A 21159-nucleotide genomic window follows, 5' to 3' on the forward strand; every position below is an offset into this window, starting at 1 on the left:
TTAGAATAGTGACAAGGTGACTCGTCTATTCAGTTGACGGCCCTGTTCGGTTTGATTATCTGCAACGGGTTGGGATTCGCCCATGGAGGCTGTGGCCAGTTTTTCAGCTGGGTAGCCAATATCAACCAATGTTAGTAAGACAGACTCGGATCGATTGAGCCCCAACTGATCGTTGTATTGGTCACTGCGATTCCAATCGGTATGTCCATTCAAAATGATTGACGGACGCTGCTCACCCAGTGTCTCAACAAACTCTTTGAGTTTGACCCTCTCAGTTGGCGTCACTTCATAACTGTCGTTGGCGAAGTAGATGATCGGTAGCACAATGTTGACTACTGGTTGAGGCTGTAAGGGCGTGGCGATATTCGGCAACGAGTGCGAAAAATAGATCGTCTCGCTTTCGTTTTGTATCGGTTGTTGGCTGCAACCAGACAGGAGTAAGCTGACCAATGACCCCAGCATGATGCCGTCATATTTTTTCATGATCACTCCTATCCGTTCACAATCGATTTCAACGGAGTCAGTAAACCTAGCCTCTTAAAGACTAAAAAGGGTGCTGCTAAACATTTAAGTTTCTGGTCCCGTTTTATTAAACCCGGCATCAACAGGTTGGCTCTGCCGTTAAAGGGCGCACTGAGTACAAACTGCTCAATATCGATCGCATTTCGATGTATATCTGCTAGTGTTTCGTGCGTTAAATGGGCATCACTGTAGTAGACCTTCTCTAGCTCAATATGCAGATTAGAAATGGCATCTAGCCAGTGCTCATAACTCATCATGCAGTTGGGCGTAAGGAGCGAACGTCGGACATTTTCTGGAAGTTTGTCCAGGATGTTTATCTGTCCGTTATTGAACCGTTCAATCAACTCAATGGCCGCCTTATAGAAGATGATTGAGGTGATGCGCGACTCAATAAGTGCATTGGGCAGCTCTGATCCTTTTGACTCCGCCAATGTAAGCACGGCGGAGTCTAGGTGTTCTCGAAGGGCTTCGTACATTGGTTAAGCCGCTTTGCTGACTCGCTCAATGGCAGCATTCGGATCTTGATAGATCTCGAATAGCTCTTGCAGGCGTGTCAGTTCTAGCAGAGATTGCACTGCTGGTTGAGGCGACAAGATCACCGCTGAACCACCCAATTTTTGAATGTTTTTGTAGACAGCAACAAGCACGGCTAAACCACTTGAATCGGTAAAACTCATGCCCGCCAAATCGATGACAAGGTTAGTTTTTCCCTCTTCGATCATCTCGGTAAGCTGCTGTTTAACACTGTTCGCATTAGCCATAGTAAGTTTCTCTGGCATGTGAACGACGTTAGCTGAATCGTAAGAACTGACTGTAAAACTCATCGGTAACTCCTAAGTTAATTATGTACCTATATATCCTTAGCAATAGGTGTGCCAACTTAGGGTTTTATTCCGATTATCGAGGCAGTTTTAGTCTATTTTTAATAAAACTTTTTACATCTGAGGGGAGGGCGTCAATTCTAATATCGGCTTGATCGCAATATGGGGCAATGTGACGTTCGAATCCAGGTCGCACTTGGTCGTTGTATTGACGACGAATGTCGTCAGGTTCTCGACCTCGTTCAATTTGATCTCGTTCAAAACGGCGTTGGAAACAGATCTCTTGAGGGACATCTAAGTAGATTTTGACATCAAAGACTGAGACTAAATTCGGTTGTGACAGTAGAAAAAGCCCCTCAACCAAAATCACATCCAGTGGTTCAATGATCAAAGTCTCTTTCTGGCGTCTGTGAACGACAAAGTCATAGGTTGGAATTTCAGTTGCCAATCCCTGTTTAAGCTCATGTAATTTTTCGGCCAGTAGATCAAGCTCTAGCGCTTGAGGCTCATCGTAATTATTGAGCGGGTGGCCAATAGGGTTGTAAAAATTGTCCTGGCTAAACAGCGTGGCCGTTAATCCCTGTGATTGAATGCCCTGCAACAGGGCGTTAGCTACGGTGGTTTTCCCAGATCCAGAAGCACCTGCAACGGCAATCAAAAGAGGTTTCACGTCAATTCCATCGGTTCAAAATGTGCTCAGATTATAGAGAGATCAGTGCAGGAAATGAATAAGCCGCAGTAGATGCGGCTTATTTTGAGTGACTTTATTAGCTGTTTTTAAAACGCAGTCGCCATAGGTTAGCATCATTGGTACGCCTACAGCTGATTTGATCGATCCAACTCATCATGATGTGCTGGCCACGCCCTGACTCTGATTCACCTGAATAGGGTTTAGGCGGGCATAGGTGAGGGAGCTCAACAGAATACTCTTGAATATTGAACTCAATCCAGCTCTTAGAGGTCGTTGTGATGATCTCTATAGGAAGCTCTGAGTAATCTTCAGGCCAAAGAGTATGTTCAACAAAATTGTTCAGTAGTTCAGCAAGTGCGGTTCTGATCCTGGAGAGGATTAGATCCTCGGTATTAAGCAGTTTTAAGTGAAGATAGATACGATCCAGTGTCTTTTCTACGTCGCTCTCTGTAGGGCGTAAACTGGTCAGAAATGGCTGGACGTTCAACTCTGTCTCTTGGTTGTTTTCCGAGGAGCGTTTAATCAACATGACCGATACATCATCTTCTGGGGTCTCTTGGTTACCCCAATCATAGGCAAATTGCTTGATGATATCTAACTGAGTTGCGGCATCTTTACTGCGTTCACTTTTCAGTATGTTTTCGATCGCATTGCGACCTATCGCTGAGTTGGTTTCATCAACAATATCAAACAGTCCATCACTACTTAACAGTAATGATGAGCCAGGTAAAAAGGGAAGGGATCGTGTTTCAAAGTCAGCAAACTCAAACATTCCAACCGGAAAACTGCCGCGGCTTATCTGCATCATATCACCCTGTTCACTTAAGACGCAGGGGTGAGGGTGTCCTGCTTGGCAGTACCTTAGGGAATTGGCCTGCTCATCTATCATGCCTAGGAACATAGTGAAGTAGAGGCCTGAAAAACGCTCACTTGGAAAGCGCTCATTCAGTCTTCGAACGATTTGGTGAAGCGGTGGCAAGACGCTTTGATTGATGTAGGAACCTAGCATCTGTTGAATGGCATTTTGTAAGGTAAAGGAGAGCATAGCCGATGCAACCCCGTGACCCATGACGTCGATCTGATAGATCAGTACTTGATTGTTATTGGTAGTGACAAATCCCATTGAATCACCACCAATGCCACGTGCTGTTTTAAAGTGTGTAGCGAGTTCTAGGGTTGGTGATAACCACTGATTCTTTGGTACATACTCCTCTTGAAGATGCGTCGCAAATTGCAACTCTTCCTCATTTTGTTTCTGTGCTGCTTCCAGTGCAGTTACTGTTTCGTTGAGTTGCTCGTTCTGGTCGGTGACACTTTTACGCATGCTTACCAACCGCGCACCTGCAGCCAGTCGCACACGAAGTTCCTCTTTAACGGCGGGTTTACGCAAAAAATCATCCGCGCCTGCATCCATACAGGTGACCAGCTCATTTTGATCATTCTCTGCGGTCAGCATAACAACGTAGGGTGATCCGTAACGATCGTTGCTTCTCAGAGTGCGACAGAGTGTTTTGCCATCCATCTCTGGCATCACTTGATCTGAGAGGATCAATTGGAATTGGTCTCTCTCAAGCAGTGCGAGAGCCTCTTTGCCATCACAGGCCTCAACGACTTCATAGCCTAGGTCTTTTAACATCGTGCCAAGGCGAGCTCGTTCGGTAGGGCTGTCATCAACCATTAGGATTCTATTGATATCAAAATGGTCTTGTTCGCTACATTTCGCTGATACTGCAATATTCATCTTAACACTCGGTTTGTTTAGTTCGTATTGCAAGAGGGTAAGCACAAACCGTGCCAACAGCTCTGAATCAAATATCTAGACTTTTTGCATTTTGCGAATCACTATGAATATATCTTTTTATAAGCAGTAAGAAGAGTTGGCATGGACCTTGCTTTCTCTTGATGTGCCTTCACTGTTTAGAAGGGTTATTTTAAGGAGATAGTTAAATGGGACAAATCATCGATTCAATGGATCAGGCGGTTGCTTCAAAGGTTTCTGAAGTACTGGATCTTGCAGTACTGGAGCGTCTTTTAGAGGACACGTCGATCGATTTTTTGCCAAGCCTTATTGAAGTGTTCGAAGCAGAATCTTCACAGCGTTTAGAAAACATCAATCAAGCGATGTCTGAAAATGATTTAGCGACTTTAGGTATCGAAGCACATTCACTGAAAGGTACCTCAGCAACCTTTGGTGCCGAAACGCTCCGTTCTACTGCTGAGCGTATTGAAAAAGCAGCCAAATCTGGCGATCAGGCTACAGTTGATCAGTTTGTACCTTCTGTACCCTCGCAGCTGGAATCTGTCCTTGCAGAGTTGAACCGTTTTTCATCAGCGCTATCGGCTTAATAGAGTTAATTGAGGAAATTTCTGATGTCTCAGAATCAAGTATTAATTGTTGAAGACAGTGCCAGCCTGCGACGTATCTATGCACAGTACGTCGAGAAGGAGGGGGTATTAGTCGATGCCGCCGCCACACTGGCTGAAGCTCACACCGCACTTGATTCTAAGGTCTATCAGGTCGTTCTTCTGGATCTGCGCCTGCCTGATGGTGATGGCTTTGAGCTTCTTAAACGAATTATTGAGCATCAGATTAACTCTTTGGTGATCATTATGACCGCGCATGGCTCGATCGATGTGGCTGTCGATGCCATTCGTTTAGGTGCCTATGATTTTCTAGAAAAACCTTTTGATGCGCGTCGATTGAAGGTGGCGATCAGTTCAGCATTTGCACAGGTTGCGAAGCTGAACTTTGCTCCTGTCGATTTGGCTGAGAAGAGAGAGCGTGAGACCTTCCATAGCTTTATTGGTGCCAGTCCTGCGATGCAAGATATGTATCATCTTATCGAGCGTGCGGGCCCCAGTAAGGCATCTGTCTTTGTCACAGGGGAGAGCGGTTCTGGTAAAGAGCTCACTGCAGAAGCCCTACATAAGCAGAGCGCGCGTTCTGAAGGTCCTTTCGTTGCTATTAACTGTGCCGCTATCCCTAAAGATCTTATGGAGAGTGAGATCTTTGGCCATGTTAAGGGGGCGTTTACTGGGGCCAGTGCCAATCGTGAGGGGGCAGCCAGCAAAGCCAATGGTGGTACGCTTTTTCTAGATGAAATTGGTGAAATGAGTCTTGATTTGCAAACCAAATTGCTACGATTCATTCAGACCGGCATTATTCAAAAAGTGGGAAGTAATTCAGATGAGGTGGTCGATGTCCGATTCATCTGTGCAACGAACCGAGATCCTTTGACTGAGGTGCAAGCGGGTCGTTTTAGAGAGGATCTCTACTATCGCCTGCATGTGATTCCTGTTCACCTGCCGCCGTTACGAGATCGCGGTGATGATATTCTGATGATTGCCGAATTCTTCCTAAACCGTTACGCGCGAGAAGAGACCAAGTACTTCGAGGGCTTTGAAGATGAGGCTAAGCGTAGACTACTGGAGTATCACTGGCCAGGTAATGTTCGCGAACTTCAAAATGTGATTCGTAATGTCGTTGTATTAAACGAGGGGGGTATGGTCGGTGTAGCCGATTTCCCGGCCCCGTTAAACTCGCTGCAGGAGATTGTGGCACCACAACCCGCCAAAATAGAGGAGCCAGAAGAGGTTCAAACGAGTAAATCCGCTAAGAAGTCTAAACCCTATTCGAAAGTGATGGCACAAAGCTTAGACGAGATTGAACCTCTGGATGTATTAGAGCGAAAAATCATCGAAAATGCCGTCAAACTCTGTAAAGGCAATGTCCCTAAAGCGGCCGCGTTACTTGAGGTTAGCCCCTCTACACTCTACCGCAAAATCAAGGGTTGGAGTTAAGCGCTGCGATCGCGACTCTGTTCATTAGGGTTAGGTATGCTGACCATGCCTAACTCTACCCGATCCCTTCCTTTTGCTTTGGCTCGATAGAGCGCATCATCTGCCCGTTTAAATAGCTCATCTGCTTCGACACCGGCAATATAACTACTAATACCGATACTGGCCGTTACCTTACTCACGGCTGTGAATGGGTGATCTCTTAGTGTGTTTCTAAGTTTTTCTGCCAAGATCAACGCTTCAGATTGGTTGGTGTTAGGAAGTATCAGCATAAACTCTTCACCGCCCCAGCGACCCAATATATCCACATCACGAATATTGCTCTGAAGTAGGTTAGCGACGGCGTAGAGAACATCATCACCTACAAGATGCCCGTGGGTATCATTGATCTGTTTGAAGTGATCAATATCTAACAGTAAGAGTGAAAATTGAGTGCCGTATCGGTTTGCACGTCGCAGTTCTGCTTCAAATAGCTCATCCAGCCTCGAACGATTGTAGAGACCGGTTAACTGATCTGTCATCCATAGCTCTTCCAGTTTTTTCTGAGTCGAAATGTCTTCGCGAATCTCGGTGAATCCAATCAGATTAGCGTTTCGGTCGTATTGAGGCTCGATCTGAAGCTTGACCCAATAGAGTCCACCGTAGGCATTTTTCTCTTGGGCCTCAACACTAACGAGCCCTTTCTGACTGGCCTCTTGATATCGTTGTTGCAACAGACTTGAGCTGTTTTCGTCTGGAATTAAACGAGCTAATGTACCTGATTTAAGTTGTTCTTTTGTATATCCCGTGTGCTCGCAAAAGGCAGTAGATGCCTTAGTTACCTTGCCGTTTGCATCGGTATTCGCCATTAAGATGTGTTTGTCGATGATGGCAAGATGTCGCTGTGTCTTGTGACGCTCACGCTTAAGCTGTCTAAACTGCTTATGTCCACGTGAACGAAGTAGCTGCAGGGTTCGAGTCATTGTGGCCAGCACAATGATGATAAGGGTAACAGAGACTAAAAAGATGACGGGGTGGAGTCTTATCTCAGCCATTAGAGAGCTCTCATTAGCCCAAAGAGGTTGGCTAATGAGTAACAAAGATAGGCAGGAAACTAGGTAACTAAACCCCATACAAAACCCTTCCAAACATAATGAAAGCTTAAGCCTAGCAGAGGATTTTGTTTTTGCAGGATTATTTTTAGACGTTTTATTTTTGTAAAGTTGAACGCCCAATCAAAACAATACTTTATTTAAAATCAGTTACTTATCGATAACTTCTGATAGTGGTTGTGCGAAGGTTTGCACCATATCCCAAGGGAAACGAATCCAAGTATCTTGGCTGACCTCAGTAATAAAGGTATCAACCAGTGGTTTGCCTGCCGGTTTTGCATAGAGTGTTGCAAAGTGCGCTTTAGGTAGCATTTCGCGAACGTATTTTGCGGTGCGGCCGGTATCAACCAGGTCATCGACCAAAATCATCCCTTCGCCATCACCTTCTACGCCTTTTAGTACTTCTATCTGACCCTGAACAGAAGCTTCACCAGTGTCTGAGTTTGAGTAGCTAAGGACACAGATCGTATCGATCATACGAATATCCATCTCTCGAGCTAGGATGGCTGCTGGTACTAAGCCGCCGCGAGTGATGGCAATAATGCCTTTCCAAGGCCCTTGTTCTAGAAGGCGCCAGCTCAGTGCACGTGCATTTCGGTGCAGTTCATCCCAGCTTACGGGAAAGTCTTTGCTGTTGGGTGTCATTATCTTCTCCTAAGAAATCGCACGAGCCGCAAGCGTATTAGCAGCCTCTTTATGTTCATGCATGATCTGTTCAATATCTTGACCGACTAACTCACCGGCCTTAACGCGCCACTCGCCATTCACCATTACGGCTTCTGCGCGATGTGCCCCACACAACAGCAGGGCGGCTAATGGATCGTGAGCACCGCTAAAGCGCGGCTCATCAAGCTTAAATAGAGCTAGGTCGGCTGCTTTGCCCACCGCGAGCTCACCTATATCGTTACGGCCTAATACCTGCGCTGAGCCTTTGGTACCCCAACGATAGGCGTCAAAATGGGTGACCGCAGAGGATCCGTAACGCAGGCGCTGGATGTACATGGCTTGGCGAACTTCTTGAATCATATTCGAGCAATCGTTCGACGCAGAACCATCGACGCCCAAACCTACCGGTGAACCGGCCGCTTCAAGCTCTTTCACTTTAGCAATGCCCGATGCCAGCATCATATTCGAGCTTGGGCAGTGACAGACTCCGACGCCAGCTTTACCCAATCGGGCAATCTCTTCGTCATTAAAATGTATGCCGTGCGCCAACCAAGTGTTACTGGATAGCCAACCAACAGACTCTAGGTAATCTACCGTTCGCATTCCTAAAGAGCGTTCACAGAAGTTCTCCTCGTCGATGGTCTCTGCTAGGTGCGTATGGAGTCGTACATTGAGTTGTTTGGCCAGACTGGCCGTGTCACGCATCAACTCGGTCGTCACAGAGAAGGGAGAACAGGGTGCTAAGGCGATTTGTGACATCGAATAGGGTTCGCTGTCGTGATAGCGAGAGACTAGGCGTTCAGAATCCTGCAAGATCTCATCTTCTGTTTGAACCACGGTATTAGGCGGTAATCCACCTTGATCTTGGCCCAAACTCATAGAGCCTCGGGTCATCGCCATACGCACACCCATCTCACGGCCGATTTCAACTTGATGATCAATGGCATCAGTAAGATTGGCTGGGAACAGATAGTGGTGATCAGAAGCGGTTGTGCAGCCGGACAACAGTAACTCGGCCAGTGCCAGTTTTGTGGCGGCACGATGAACCTCAGGATCTAAATTGGCCCAGACAGGGTAGAGCGTCTGAAGCCAAGGAAAAAGCTCTTTATTGAGCGCTGCGGGCAGTGCGCGAGTCAGTGTCTGATAGAAATGGTGGTGGGTGTTAATCAGACCGGGAATCAGAACCTGATCACTGACATCAATCGTTTGATCAATATTAACGGGTGTTTCACCCTTGGCAACCAGCTCTACGATCGTCTTGCCACTGACAACAATACCGCCAGAAGCATCCTCATCGTTTCCCGTGTAGATGGCTAATGGATTGGATAACCAGATGCGAAGGTTGTCTGTCATACTTTGGCGGATCTCAAAGCTTGTTAATAATTGAAAAATAGTCGTCTATTGAACCCAATATTTGACTCAAAAATCAAATAAAAATTAACTTCAAGGTCAGTTTATTTATTTGACCACTTGGTTAGGTTTTAGCACAATAAGTCTATTATATATGACCCTTCAGGCAGCATTCATATGATCAGTTACTGGAAAAATGGTTCCATTGAGCAGGATAGTCCGCTTTCCAATACCGAGACTCTATTGGAATTCCTGCGTGAATCTAAACGTCTCACAGGGACCAAAGAGGGGTGTGCCTCTGGTGACTGCGGTGCCTGTACGGTTGTGCTTGTCTCTTTAGATGATAATAAAAGGCTTAAGTATGAGGCGGTCAATAGCTGTTTGATGCCGGCTGCTGAGTTGGCTGGTAAAGCGCTGATTACGATTGAAGATCTAGCGCAAGGCGATGATCTACACCCACTGCAACAGGCATTTATAGAGCAGCACGCATCGCAGTGTGGATTTTGCACCCCAGGGTTCATTCTTTCTGCACTTGCATTGAAAAAGCACGAATCCAATCCTGATGTGGAGGCGATCGATGAAGCCCTAGGCGGCAATCTTTGTCGATGCACCGGCTATTCACCCATTGTTAAAGCGGTTCAATTGGCCGATTGCAGCCATGATCGATTTGCTCAATGTGAAGTTGAGTTAATCCATTCCCTAAAGCAGTTACAACACTCAACGGCATCCGTTGCCGGTTTCCATCAACCTCGAACATTAGAGGCGCTTTGTGAATTAAAATCGGAACATCCAGAGGCCATTTTGTTATCCGGTGGTACTGATTGGATGCTGCGGGCGACTCAGGGGCTTGAACAGGTCGAGACGCTTATTAGTACTGACAGAGTTGCCGCCTTACATCAATTAACTATTGTGGGTGGCCACTGGTCAGTCGGTGCAGCGGTCACTTTGAGTCGAATTAAAGATCGTGCAAAAGCGTCTGGTTTTCATGCTCTTGATCAGCTGCTCAGTCGATTTGCATCACAACAGATCCGTAATCGCGCGACCTTGGGTGGTTCTATCGGAAATGCCTCTCCAATTGGCGATTTAGCTCCGTTGATGCTCGCTTTAGATGCAGAGTTGGTTTTGAGCTCTGTTCAACAAGAGCGAAGGGTTGCGCTAAAACATTTCTTCTTAGGCTATAAGCAGACCGCGTTGAGTTCGGATGAGGTGATCAGTCAGATTAACTTCAACCTTGCTGATCAGGCCCAAGTGCATTTTGAGAAGGTATCCAAGCGCCTGGATGATGATATCTCTGCCGTCGCTGTAGCGACTCATTACAGGATGCATGAGGGACGGTTAACCTCATTGCGCATAGGGTTAGGGGGTATGGCAGCCACTCCGGTTTTGGCACTGGGTGTTATGGCCGCTTTTGAAGGTACAGCCCCCTCATCCATTACCCTGGATCAGGTCACTGATGCGTTAGGCGAGTTAACGCCTCTATCAGACCTCAGGGCCAGCGCTGATTATCGCCTCAAAGCCTGTGCCCGTGTCATTCACTTCCATCTAATCAGTGCGAAGGAGTCAGTATGAAACCTGTAGGCGTTTCAGTCACTCACGACAGTGCGTTGTTGCATGTGACGGGTAGAGCACGATACGTAGATGATACTCCCTTACCTGAAGGCACCCTGTTTGCTGCCATCGGGCAAGCATCTATCTCCCGAGGCCGTCTGTTATCGATGGATCTGAGTGCAGTGCAAGAGGCTCCAGGTGTTATTACCGTGCTGACGTCCAGGGATATTCCTGGAATAAAAGATATTGGTCCTGTCTTTCCGGGTGACCCGCTTTTAGTAGATGGCGATGTGCTTTTTCATGGTCAACCGATCTTTCTCGTAGTAGCTACTGATGAGAAGCAAGCACGCTCTGCGGCATTATTGGCTGAGGTTCAATACGAAGAGTCTAAGCCAATCCTCTCTATTGAAGATGCAAAGTCCCACGCGTATCGAGTACGTCCTCCTCATGTGATGCAGAGAGGCGATCTGTCCACAATGGACACATCTGAACATCAGGTCTCTGGCGAATTGCGAATTGGTGGCCAAGAACATCTCTATCTTGAAGGGCAGGCCTCTTTAGCAGTGCCAACAGAGGAGGGGGGTATGCATCTTCTCTGCTCTACGCAGCACCCGACTGAGGTGCAAACCCTTGTCTCTGAAGTGTTGGGCCTTCCATTCCACGAGGTTGTCGTTGAAGTACGACGCATGGGAGGCGCCTTTGGAGGTAAAGAGACGCAAGCAGCGCCTTGGGCTTGTTTAGCGTCACTGGCGGCGCACAAGCTAGGTAAACCGGTAAAGCTTCGTCTACCTAGATCAACGGATATGACGGTAACGGGGAAACGTCACCCCTTTATCAACCAATATCAAGTGGGATTCCGTAGTGATGGTCAAATCGAAGCGGTACAGATCGACATTAATGGCGACTGTGGCTGCTCTCCAGATCTAAGTGATGCCATTGTGGATCGCGCGATGTTCCACAGTGACAACGCCTACTATTACCCAGCTGCTAAAATCAGTGGTGAGCGTTGGCGAACCGATAAGGTTTCTAACACGGCGTTTCGTGGCTTTGGTGGGCCTCAGGGGGTCATCACGGCTGAAGCGATGTTGGATGATATTGCACGCGCCTGTAAACAGGATCCTTTAGATACACGGCTTAAGAACCTCTATTCAGGTCAGCAGACACACTATGGTCAAACCGTCGACGGAACAACGCTGCGGGAGATCATGACCCGCCTTAGAGAGAGTGCTGACTATGACCGTCGTCGACAGAAAATTGCTAAACATAACTTAGCCTCATCTCGTTATCTTAAAGGGCTGGCGTTAACCCCGGTCAAGTTTGGTATCTCCTTTACCGTTAAGCATCTCAATCAAGCGGGCGTGCTTGTTCACATCTATACAGACGGTTCCGTTCTGGTCAGTCAGGCGGGTACTGAGATGGGGCAGGGACTTTACACTAAAGTGGCTCAAGTGGTTGCCTCAGTATTGGGCATTGAGATCGATCGAGTGAAGATGAGCAGCACTCGAACTGACAAGGTTCCCAACACGTCACCGACGGCTGCTTCAAGCGGTAGCGACATGAATGGTATGGCAGCCCATGACGCAGCGACCACACTGAAAAGTCGGATTGCAGAATTCATTGCCAATCGCGAATCGATTAATGCCGAAGAGATTGAATTCAAACAGGGGCTGTTGAGCTGGGGTGCCAGTTCAATCACGTTTGCCGAGGCTGTAAAAGCGGCCTATATGGATCGTGTTCAGCTCTCTGCCACAGGCTTCTACAAAACGCCCAATATCTGGTATGACAGAGCTTCTGCACAAGGCAACCCATTTCTCTACTACGCTAATGGGGCCGCCTGTTCGGAGGTCATTATTGACCGATTAACGGGCGCCACTCATATCGAGCGTGTCGATATATTGCACGATACGGGTAACTCATTGAATCCAGCCTTGGACAAGGGTCAGATAGAGGGAGGGTTTATTCAGGGAGCGGGTTGGTTAACCAGTGAGGAGCTTAAGTGGGATGACGAAGGGCGTCTACTGACAAACTCCCCAGCTACTTATAAGATCCCAGCGATTAGTGATCGACCCACTAAGCTAAGTATCGAACTGCTGGATAAACCGAACAGTGCGGCAACCATAGCAAGATCTAAAGCAGTCGGTGAGCCACCCTTTATGCTTGGCATCTCTGTCTGGTGTGCAATTCGCGATGCAATTTCGAGTATTTCCGGCTATGGTATATCGCCTACCTTAGATGCACCGGCAACCCCTGAGGCCATTTTAAACGCCATTACTACCCTTGAGGACTCTCTGTGATTCAACGTTGGAGCTACAAACTTGCTGAGCTGTTAAAGCGGGGGCAACCGGTTGTTTTAATCACACAGGTCGGTGAGAGAGGCTCCAGTCCACGTTCGTCAGGTGCCAAGATGTTGGTCACCAGTAACGCCACTGTGGATTCACTCGGTGGTGGTAATCTTGAGCATCAGGCGATTGAATTCGCACGACAGCTACTGACAGAGCAGAAAGATGGTCTGCACGAACTTGAGTACACTCTGGCCGGTAATCTTGGGCAGTGCTGCGGTGGAGAGGTTAGGGTGCTGTTTGAGGTTTTTAATACCTCTCTACAGCCTCTTTACCTATTTGGTGCCGGTCACATAGCTCAAGCGTTAGTGCCCTTGCTCGCGCAGCTGCATTTTGCCGTTAACTGGGTCGATGACCGAGATGAACTCTTTGTTCAGCCTATTCCTGATGGTGTGACCCGCATTGAACGAGATCCAATTGATGTGGCGCGAGATATTCCGAATGATGCGTGGATGTTGATTATGACCCATGATCATCAACTGGATCTGGATCTTCTACTGGCAGCTATCGATGGAGGTCTGCCGACCTATACTGGCATGATAGGCTCAGAAACTAAGGCATTGAAATTCAGACAGCGTCTTGCTCAGCGGGGTATTGCTCAGGAAGTCATTGACTCCATTCACTCGCCTATAGGCTTGCACAATTTGCATACTAAATTGCCGGTAGAGATTGCGATTTCAGTTGCGGCTGATGTCATGACTCGGCTGCAGCAACAGCGGGGTGAATTATGAGTCAATCCTGGGCGTTACGTTGTCAGATCCTGAGTTGTACTTCTCAACCTAAAGATGATGAAGGGTGGTTCTATCACTCAGATGGGCTTATCTGGATAGTCGATGGATTGATTAAACGGGTAGGCAGTTACACTGATTTAAGAGAGCATATCCCCTCTGATCTTCAAATCGAGCATCGTCCTGGGCATCTACTGATTCCTGGATTTATCGATACCCATGTTCACTACCCACAACTTGAAATGATCGGTGCCTACGGGACTCAACTGTTGGATTGGTTGAATCGATACACCTTCCCTGTGGAATTAAAGTATCGCGATATTGATTACGCGACAGAGCAGGCTGGACGGTTTCTCGACCAGTTATTGGCGAACGGCACGACAACCGCCCTGGTGTTTGCGACCTCTTCGGTTAACTCAGTGGATGCCTTTTTTGCAGAATCCCTACGTCGTAATCTACGTATGGTCAGCGGCAAGGTTTTAATGGATCGGCATGCACCAGATGATCTGTGTGATACCCCTCAATCGGCCTATGACGACTCCTGTTCGTTAATTGACAAATGGCGTGGTAGTGGACGGTTGGGTTACGCGGTAACACCTCGCTTTGCACCCACATCGACCGACGCGCAATTAGAGGTCGCTGGTGCTCTAATGAAAGAGAATAGTGATGTCTACCTACACACCCATCTCTCTGAGAATGTCGATGAGATCGCATGGGTAGGGGAGTTATTTCCTGATCGCCAGGGCTATTTAGATACCTATGATCACTTTGGACTCGTGACCGATCGTTCGGTGTTTGCTCACGGCATTCACCTCAATGACGCTGAGATGCAACGTCTTCATGACTGTGGCTCCGCTATTTGTCACTGCCCATCCTCCAATCTTTTCTTAGGATCGGGGTTATTTCCTTTGAAGCGTCTGCAACAGGCTGGCGTTAATGTGACTATGGGTACTGATGTTGGGGGTGGTACGTCGCTCTCTATGCTGAGCACCCAAGGTGACGCCTATAAAATTCAGCAGATGGCGGGACATCTTCTTAAACCTTTAGAAGCCTTCTATATGGCCACTCTGGCCGGTGCTAAGGCATTGGGGCTGGATGATCGAATTGGCGCTTTAGCAGAAGGGTTTGAGGCCGATATGGTGTTGCTCGACTTGGCCTCTACACCGGTGATCGAAGAGCGGATGAAACGGGCTGATCAGATTGAAGATGTCTTATTTGCACTCTCTATTCTGGGGGATGATCGATCAATCGCACAGACCTATGTGATGGGCGAGCCTGCCCTTTAGGTTATATCTTTACTTTTACTATCAACCGCTTGCCGCGACCTTCTCCAGCGATTTTTAAATCCAGATCGCCATTTAACTGATCAACCATAGCACCGACTATGGCCAAGCCTAAACCGCTGCCTGGTTGCGATCGCTGATTGCCACGAACAAATCTCTGCTTCAACCCGTTTAGATCTTCTGGCGCTAAATCGGGTGCCAAATTCTCAACACTAAAGGCACCGTTCGACTCTAATCGAATAATGACGGGGCTCTCATTGGGCGCATACTTCAAGCCGTTTTCGACTAGGTTACTGAGTATGACGGCTAAGGCGTCAGGATCGATATCTAACAGGGGCGGTGATTCACTGATGATCTCGACTCGATCATTACGTGGGTCTAGCTCGCGGGCAATCATCTTAACGATGAGCTCAAGATTGGTTGGCTCCCCGTTGTATAGCGTTACCGACTCGGCACGCGCTAATTGAAGTAGCTTATCAATCAGACGAGTTAGGCGTGCTAAGCTGGATTGAACAATCTTGAGACGCTCAGCTTGATCCGTCGAACCAAGCTCATCAGAGAGTCTCTGCAGTTGCACGGATGCCACGGCCAGCGGGGTTCTTAACTCATGAGCACTGTTAGCCGCAAATTCACGCTCCGCTAACAGAGCTGTTCTGAGTCGATCAAGCAGGGCATTGGTAGCCTTTTGAACTTCTAAGAAATCTTCAGGGAGTTCGGCTTGTGCCATCGGCTCTAGATTGCTGCCGCCGCGGGTCGCCATATTCTCAGCAAATTGTTGAACAGGCACTAAACGTCGTTTTACTGCAATGTAGACCAGCAAAACGCTCAAAGGTAGCGCAATGGTAAAGATCAGTAAAAAGAGCAGGGCGGTATCAAATAGGACGCCGTAGCGGTGATCGACGGTCTCTGCGACCTGGAGATGGTAGCGACCATCTAGCGATGAAGCTGTATAAATGCTGAAATTTTTGCCATGGACAAACCCCGTCTGCAAACTATCAAGCATCGGTGTCATCGGAGCATTATTCGAACGCACCAGTATTCGCCCCTTAAAGTCACGCAGTTGATACATCAAGTATTCAGGTTGATCGCCCAAAATTCTTGGACCAACGCTTAGATTGAGCGTGCCCAGCAAGCTTAGCTCAGGTCTAAGATCAAGCAGACCGAATTGGTTAAGTCGGTAGTCGGATATAGCGAGGGGCAAAACGCGTTGTGCGGTCTCTTTTAGGCTTTGATCGTAGGTTGAATTGAGCTCTTTAACGAGTACCCATAGCGCGACCACCGTTGCCAATAACCAAACCAGCACCAAGCTCAGTGCAATTTGTACACCGAGCTGAGCGGCTAAGGTTTTGGGTTTTAGAAACACGCTAGGCCTCTAAACGGTAGCCAAGGCCACGTGCCGTTTTTATCAGCTCTTTACCCAGTTTCTTACGTAAGCGACTGATATAGACCTCGACGGTATTGCTCTCTACCTCATGTCCAAAGGCGTAGAGACGATCTTCGATCTGCTCTTTGCTGACAATGTGTCCGGGTCGTTTAATCAGTGTTTCTAAGATACTCCACTCACGAGCTGTCAGCTCGACATCTTGCTCATCGACCTGCAGTGAGTGTTTTTGAAGGTCGGCTGTGATTCGACCAAAGGTGACCGCATTGGTCGCTAATCCGGCTCCTCGGCGTGTTACCGCCTGAATTCTGGCATTGACCTCATCCAAATCGTAAGGCTTGATCACATAGTCATCGGCACCGGCATCAAGACCGGCAATTCGATCGCTGATTTGATCACGCGCTGTCAGGATGATGACAGGGGTTGTAAGGCCTGCTTGGCGACGCTTTTTAAGCCATGGGATGGCATCGCCGTCTACCAGCTGTAGATCGAGAAGAACAATATCGTACTCTGTTGTTAGTAGAGCGGTTTCGGCTTGGCGCAAATGATCGAAACCATCAACTGCCATGCCTGACAGCTCCAGATGCTCTGTTAAAGCGTTAGCTAATGCCAATTCATCTTCGACGAGTAGTACGCGCATGGCCAGCTCCCTGGTAGTGAATGCTCAATTTGGTTATTGGGCCAAAAGAGAATGAAAACAACCTTAACTAAGGCGTTTAGCTGATCTGCATACCTGCAAGAACCAATGCCGTTAGCGTTTTCTCAGCCTGATCATAGACCTCTAAATTGAGTCGTCTTTGCCCCAGAGCGGCTTTCACTTGAAGTTCGTAATCGGCGTAGTGTTGGGTAGATGCCCAGATGATCAAGAGTAGATGCTCTGCAGAGAGGTCAGGATTAACCTTGCCTGTTGATTGCCACTGTTTGATGATGTCACAACGGCCGGTAAACCACTCATGGTACTGCTTACCGAAGCGTTTTTTCATATGCGGTGCGCCGTTGATCACTTCCGCTGCAAAGATACGCGAAGCTTCTGGGTTTTCGCGTGAAAAGGTGATCTTTTTAGAGATATATTCCGTGATGAAGGCTTTAGGATCATCTTCGGCGACCAGTAGATCGAGGGATCCATCCCAAAGTGAAAGAATGTGTGTTAACACCTCTTGGTAGAGAGCCTCTTTAGAGCCAAAGTAGTAGTGTACATTGGGCTTTGGAAGCTCGGCTCTATCCGCTATGGATTGAACGGTGGTGCCTGAAAATCCTTTTTGGGCAAATTCACGTACCGCAGCGTTAATAATGAGTTGGCGGTTACGTTGACGAATGGCGCCGGTGTTTGAATCTTGGTTCATAGTAGATCTCTACTGAAGGGTATAAATACCACCCGTTTGATGGGCTGTTCTGTTACTCTAACGACTTGATCTTGTGGGTCAAGTTTTTACCGATCTCAATCTGTTAGCTTAAGGTTTTTACTGTGTTTCGACTCTTTGAGCGTTTTACTCAGCCCTACCCAGAACAGGGTGAATTACAGCCCCCTTCAACGCTGTTTGCGTTCATGCGTTTTTATACCAAAGGGTTTGAGATTCCGCTGTTAATCCTGTCGTTAAGTACCGCTTCCATTGCGATTCTAGAGGCGGTTCTATTCAGTTTTATGGGTGATTTGGTTGACTGGATTTCGACCATGACACCAGCTGAGTTGCTCTCTGAAAAGAGCTCAGAACTCTGGATGATGGCAGCTGTGCTATTGATCCTGTTCCCGTTGCTAACGCTAATCCACTCTTTGGTGATGCACCAATCACTGTTGGGTAATTATCCAATGGCGATTCGCTGGCTGTCTCACCGATACCTGCTTAAACAGAGTGTCAGCTTCTATCAGAATGACTTTGCGGGTCGTATAGCGACCAAAGTGATGCAGACAGCGCTCTCCGTTAGGGAAGCAGTGATGAAACTCTTGGATGTGATGGTCTATGTGCTGGTCTACTTTATCAGTATGTTGGTGCTGGTGGCTCAATCAGACTGGCGCCTAATGATTCCCATGCTGGTTTGGTTGATCTGCTACATCGGCATTCAACTCTTTTTTATTCCTAAGTTAAAGCGGGTTGCGACTGAGCAGGCCGATGCTCGTTCAGTGATGACAGGCCGTATTGTCGACAGCTACACCAACATAAGCACGGTAAAGCTGTTTGCCCACACTCAGCGTGAGTCAGATTATGCCAAAGAGAGCATGGATGGCTTCCTAAAAACGGTCTACAGCCAAATGCGCTTAGGGACCGGGTTTAACGTGCTGGTTAACCTCATCAATTACCTTCTGACCTTTAGTGTTGCCGGCGTTTCCATTTATCTCTGGTCAGACTCAATTGTTACAGTGGGTGCGATAGCGATCGCGGTGAGTCTCTCTCTGCGATTAAGTGGCATCTCTCACTGGATTATGTGGGAGATCAGCATGCTGTTTGAGAATATCGGAAGCTCAGTTGACGGCATGAGAACGCTCTCTAAACCGATCGATATCATTGACAAGCCTGACGCGTCTGAATTGGCGCTCGTGAATGGCGAGATTGAGTTTGATGCGATTCAGTTCAACTATGATGTCGAAAAGCCTGTGCTGAATAAATTGAGCTTACACATCAATCCGGGAGAGAAAGTCGGTATTGTGGGGCGCTCAGGTGCCGGTAAATCAACGCTGGTTAATCTCCTGTTGAGGTTTTACGACCTGCATTCTGGTCAGATTAAAATTGACGGTGTCGACATTACCGATGTGACGCAAGACTCGCTTCGAGCGCAGATTGGCATGGTCACTCAAGATACATCTCTACTGCACCGAACGATTCGCGAGAACATTCTCTATGGACGCCCTGATGCCAGTGAGGAGGAGCTGTTGAAAGCCTTAAAGCAGGCTCAAGCGGATCTGTTCATTAATGACCTAACAGACCCTGAGGGTAATCGTGGTTTGGATGCGCAAGTGGGTGAACGTGGCGTCAAACTGTCCGGCGGGCAGCGTCAGCGCATCGCCATCGCGCGTGTGCTGCTTAAAGATGCGCCTATTTTGGTCCTAGACGAAGCAACGTCCGCCTTGGACTCTGAAGTGGAGGCCGCTATTCAAGAGAGTCTTTACCAATTGATGCAAGGTAAGACCGTCATCGCCATTGCGCACCGTCTATCAACCATTGCAGCAATGGATCGACTGATTGTGATCGATGAAGGGCAAATTGTGGAGCAGGGGACACACCAAGAGCTACTCAATTCCGGTGGGATCTATGCGCAACTCTGGGCCCATCAAACCGGCGGTTTCCTGGGTTTAGAGTAAATATCTACTACTCAATACAGGATTGAGCTTGTCGCTCTTGCTCAGACAGGTGTGATTCTCGTTTGCGCATCCACAGGCGTGTTAACAGTGTGCCGATAACGTAAGCTGTTAACACGATCAAAATATCACTGTTAACAAAGCTGACCGCGGTGATCATTGGGCCTGGGCAGTAGCCAGCGATTCCCCAACCCACGCCAAACAGAGCCGCGCCAAGTATCAGGCGGCGATCAATCTGTTCCTTAAGTGGTGTTCTGAATAGTGTGTCGCAGACCGGTTTATTTCGCTTTAGAATCAACGGGGTAGCCACTATGTTTACAGCTAAGGCTCCTGCCATGACAAAGGCTAATGAGGGGTCCCATTGCCCTGTAACGTCAAGAAAGTTGACCACCTTGGCGGGATCGATCATCTGGGCTACAGAGAGACCAAGACCAAATAGGGTGCCTGATATCAAAGCGACTAGTAAGGATTTAATGTTCATTAAGCGCCCCCTACAAGATGGCGAACAATGAACACCGTAATCATCGCTGTCAGCATAAAGGTCAGCGTTGCTACAAGAGATCTAAAGCTTCTACGAGCCAAACCACATATGCCGTGACCACTGGTACAGCCAGTGCCAAGCGCTGAGCCAATGCCGACCAAAAGACCGGCAAGGATCAACCCCACTTTTCCAGTAACGGGCTGAATGTTTTCCACACTAGGTGAAATGCCAAATAATTGGTAAAACACCCCGCCCACAACTAAACCGACTAAAAATAGAATACGCCATGGGATATCATCTTTTTCGGGAAGAATAACCCCACCGGCTATCCCTGAAATACCGGCTATCCTGCCTTTAAAAAGTAAAAGAACGGCGGCAGAAAGGCCTATTAAAGCGCCACCAATCAGCGCACTGTAAGGTGTGAAATTAATAATTTCCATGGGTATAAACGAGTCTTAAATTTAGCGATCGATAATGCTAATGGAGATGAGTCGTTTTAGCTAGAAGTTTGGTAGATCAAAGGGTTAGAGTCTTAGATAATATTGAACGTTTAGTGCGTCTCTTGAAAACGTTTCTCGATTTTATCTAGAGTTGAATAACCTAAGGCTAGGGGTGTTATCGATTCATTGTCGACCAAAAGTAGGGCAGGAAATCCTTGAACGCCCAGGGATTTGCACAACTCTAGTTCACTGTTCAATTTTGAGTCTATCAGTTCACTGCTTAGCAGTTCAGCAAACTGAATTTCATCAAGCCCAATCGACGCGGCGCGCTCAATCAGGATGTTTGTATCAGATGGATTTTTAGCCTCTAGGTAGTAAGCCTGCTGAATGGCTTTGCTCATTAGTTGTCGACCCTGTGGATGAAGTTCACCGGCTGCTATGACGGCTCGACAACTAGGGTAGGTTGATCGTCTTGGTGTATTGTTGTGCCAAAAATCGTAGTTGAAGCGAGTACCTGTTTGCGACTCAATCCGTTGCCAGGTCGATGCAATCGCCTCACGCATCGATTGCGGCATAGGCTCATCAGAGTCTGGTGCCAGACCACCCATCACCCATAGTACGTCGAGATCTGGATGCTGTTGCAGCCAGTTATCTAACGTCTTTGAAAAGGCCCAGCACCAGGAGCACATCGGGTCCATAACATAGATGAGTGATCTGTTTTCCATGTT

The 21159-nt window shown here is 47.7% G+C and carries 21 protein-coding genes; 7 read left to right on the top strand and 14 right to left on the bottom strand.

Annotated features, from left to right (window positions below; translation table 11 throughout):
• From XMD564_RS08955 to XMD564_RS08975, 5 genes are all read right to left on the bottom strand, one after another.
• Positions 1-483, bottom strand: a complete 483-nt coding sequence (locus tag XMD564_RS08955; protein WP_173508193.1) for an OmpA family protein — start codon at positions 481-483, stop codon at positions 1-3.
• Positions 484-491: 8 nt separating this feature from the next.
• The gene (locus tag XMD564_RS08960; protein ID WP_173508194.1) at positions 492-998 is read right to left on the bottom strand and encodes a hypothetical protein; all 507 of its coding nucleotides are present in this window, start codon (positions 996-998) and stop codon (positions 492-494) included.
• A 3-nt stretch (positions 999-1001) separates the two neighbouring features.
• Positions 1002-1346 (bottom strand): STAS domain-containing protein, encoded by a 345-nt coding sequence (locus tag XMD564_RS08965; protein WP_173482511.1) that lies wholly within the window; start codon positions 1344-1346, stop codon positions 1002-1004.
• Between the two features lie 73 nt (positions 1347-1419).
• Positions 1420-2013: an AAA family ATPase gene (locus XMD564_RS08970; RefSeq protein WP_173508195.1), complete on the bottom strand. Its 594-nt coding sequence runs from the start codon at positions 2011-2013 to the stop codon at positions 1420-1422.
• A gap of 97 nt (positions 2014-2110) precedes the next feature.
• Positions 2111-3775, bottom strand: coding sequence for a SpoIIE family protein phosphatase (locus XMD564_RS08975; RefSeq protein WP_173508196.1), 1665 nt, complete (start codon positions 3773-3775; stop codon positions 2111-2113).
• Between the two features lie 206 nt (positions 3776-3981).
• Here XMD564_RS08975 and XMD564_RS08980 point away from each other — a divergent pair, with 206 nt between their 5' ends.
• Together XMD564_RS08980 and XMD564_RS08985 are read left to right on the top strand one after the other, a co-directional pair.
• Positions 3982-4380: an Hpt domain-containing protein gene (locus tag XMD564_RS08980; RefSeq protein ID WP_173508197.1), complete on the top strand. Its 399-nt coding sequence runs from the start codon at positions 3982-3984 to the stop codon at positions 4378-4380.
• Between the two features lie 24 nt (positions 4381-4404).
• Positions 4405-5835 (top strand): sigma-54 dependent transcriptional regulator, encoded by a 1431-nt coding sequence (locus XMD564_RS08985; RefSeq protein ID WP_173508198.1) that lies wholly within the window; start codon positions 4405-4407, stop codon positions 5833-5835.
• Here the strand turns inward: XMD564_RS08985 and XMD564_RS08990 are convergent.
• The 3 genes from XMD564_RS08990 to XMD564_RS09000 all read right to left on the bottom strand — a co-directional run bounded on the left by XMD564_RS08990 (position 5832) and on the right by XMD564_RS09000 (position 8942).
• Positions 5832-6866: a diguanylate cyclase gene (locus XMD564_RS08990; RefSeq protein WP_173508199.1), complete on the bottom strand. Its 1035-nt coding sequence runs from the start codon at positions 6864-6866 to the stop codon at positions 5832-5834. The two genes, XMD564_RS08985 and XMD564_RS08990, sit on opposite strands and share 4 nt — an antisense overlap.
• A 207-nt stretch (positions 6867-7073) precedes the next feature.
• Complete coding sequence (gene gpt / locus XMD564_RS08995) at positions 7074-7568, bottom strand: xanthine phosphoribosyltransferase (RefSeq protein WP_173508200.1); 495 nt, start codon at positions 7566-7568, stop codon at positions 7074-7076.
• A 9-nt stretch (positions 7569-7577) separates the two neighbouring features.
• Entirely contained in the window at positions 7578-8942 is a 1365-nt protein-coding gene (locus XMD564_RS09000; RefSeq protein WP_173495575.1) for an 8-oxoguanine deaminase, read from the bottom strand.
• 174 nt (positions 8943-9116) lie between these two features.
• On the opposite strand from XMD564_RS09000, the gene XMD564_RS09005 reads away from it, so the two are divergent.
• The 4 genes from XMD564_RS09005 to guaD are packed head-to-tail and all read left to right on the top strand — an operon-like array spanning position 9117 to position 14840.
• Positions 9117-10508 carry a xanthine dehydrogenase small subunit gene (locus XMD564_RS09005; protein WP_173508201.1) on the top strand — a complete coding sequence of 464 codons (1392 nt, stop codon included), beginning with the start codon at positions 9117-9119 and terminating at the stop codon, positions 10506-10508.
• Positions 10505-12781: a xanthine dehydrogenase molybdopterin binding subunit gene (gene xdhB, locus XMD564_RS09010; protein ID WP_173483963.1), complete on the top strand. Its 2277-nt coding sequence runs from the start codon at positions 10505-10507 to the stop codon at positions 12779-12781. The genes XMD564_RS09005 and xdhB overlap by 4 nt, the downstream gene beginning before the upstream one ends.
• The gene (gene xdhC / locus XMD564_RS09015; protein WP_173483962.1) at positions 12778-13557 is read left to right on the top strand and encodes a xanthine dehydrogenase accessory protein XdhC; all 780 of its coding nucleotides are present in this window, start codon (positions 12778-12780) and stop codon (positions 13555-13557) included. Before xdhB ends, xdhC begins: the two co-directional genes overlap by 4 nt.
• Positions 13554-14840, top strand: coding sequence for a guanine deaminase (gene guaD, locus XMD564_RS09020; protein ID WP_173482501.1), 1287 nt, complete (start codon positions 13554-13556; stop codon positions 14838-14840). Before xdhC ends, guaD begins: the two co-directional genes overlap by 4 nt.
• Before the next feature lies 1 nt (position 14841).
• On the opposite strand, the gene XMD564_RS11590 is transcribed toward guaD, so the two are convergent.
• From XMD564_RS11590 to XMD564_RS09035, 3 genes are all read right to left on the bottom strand, one after another.
• The gene (locus tag XMD564_RS11590) at positions 14842-16200 is read right to left on the bottom strand and encodes an ATP-binding protein (RefSeq protein ID WP_173508202.1); all 1359 of its coding nucleotides are present in this window, start codon (positions 16198-16200) and stop codon (positions 14842-14844) included.
• 1 nt (position 16201) lies between these two features.
• Positions 16202-16858: a response regulator transcription factor gene (locus XMD564_RS09030; protein ID WP_173480948.1), complete on the bottom strand. Its 657-nt coding sequence runs from the start codon at positions 16856-16858 to the stop codon at positions 16202-16204.
• A 76-nt stretch (positions 16859-16934) separates the two neighbouring features.
• Positions 16935-17561, bottom strand: a complete 627-nt coding sequence (locus XMD564_RS09035; protein ID WP_173508203.1) for a TetR family transcriptional regulator C-terminal domain-containing protein — start codon at positions 17559-17561, stop codon at positions 16935-16937.
• Between the two features lie 122 nt (positions 17562-17683).
• Here XMD564_RS09035 and XMD564_RS09040 point away from each other — a divergent pair, with 122 nt between their 5' ends.
• On the top strand, positions 17684-19513 hold the full coding sequence (locus tag XMD564_RS09040) for an ABC transporter ATP-binding protein (protein WP_173483960.1): 1830 nt from the start codon (positions 17684-17686) through the stop codon (positions 19511-19513).
• Between the two features lie 7 nt (positions 19514-19520).
• Here the strand turns inward: XMD564_RS09040 and XMD564_RS09045 are convergent, their stop codons facing one another.
• The 3 genes from XMD564_RS09045 to XMD564_RS09055 all read right to left on the bottom strand — a co-directional run bounded on the left by XMD564_RS09045 (position 19521) and on the right by XMD564_RS09055 (position 21156).
• A complete protein-coding gene (locus tag XMD564_RS09045) occupies positions 19521-19991 on the bottom strand; it encodes a YeeE/YedE family protein (RefSeq protein ID WP_173480945.1) in 471 nt (156 codons plus the stop codon).
• Positions 19991-20431 carry a YeeE/YedE family protein gene (locus XMD564_RS09050; protein ID WP_173508204.1) on the bottom strand — a complete coding sequence of 147 codons (441 nt, stop codon included), beginning with the start codon at positions 20429-20431 and terminating at the stop codon, positions 19991-19993. Before XMD564_RS09050 ends, XMD564_RS09045 begins: the two co-directional genes overlap by 1 nt.
• A gap of 110 nt (positions 20432-20541) precedes the next feature.
• Positions 20542-21156, bottom strand: coding sequence for a DsbA family protein (locus XMD564_RS09055; RefSeq protein ID WP_173480943.1), 615 nt, complete (start codon positions 21154-21156; stop codon positions 20542-20544).
• Positions 21157-21159: the final 3 nt, after the last annotated feature.

Source organism: Marinobacterium sp. xm-d-564, assembly GCF_013283345.1.
Taxonomy (GTDB): Bacteria; Pseudomonadota; Gammaproteobacteria; order Pseudomonadales; family Balneatricaceae; genus Marinobacterium_E.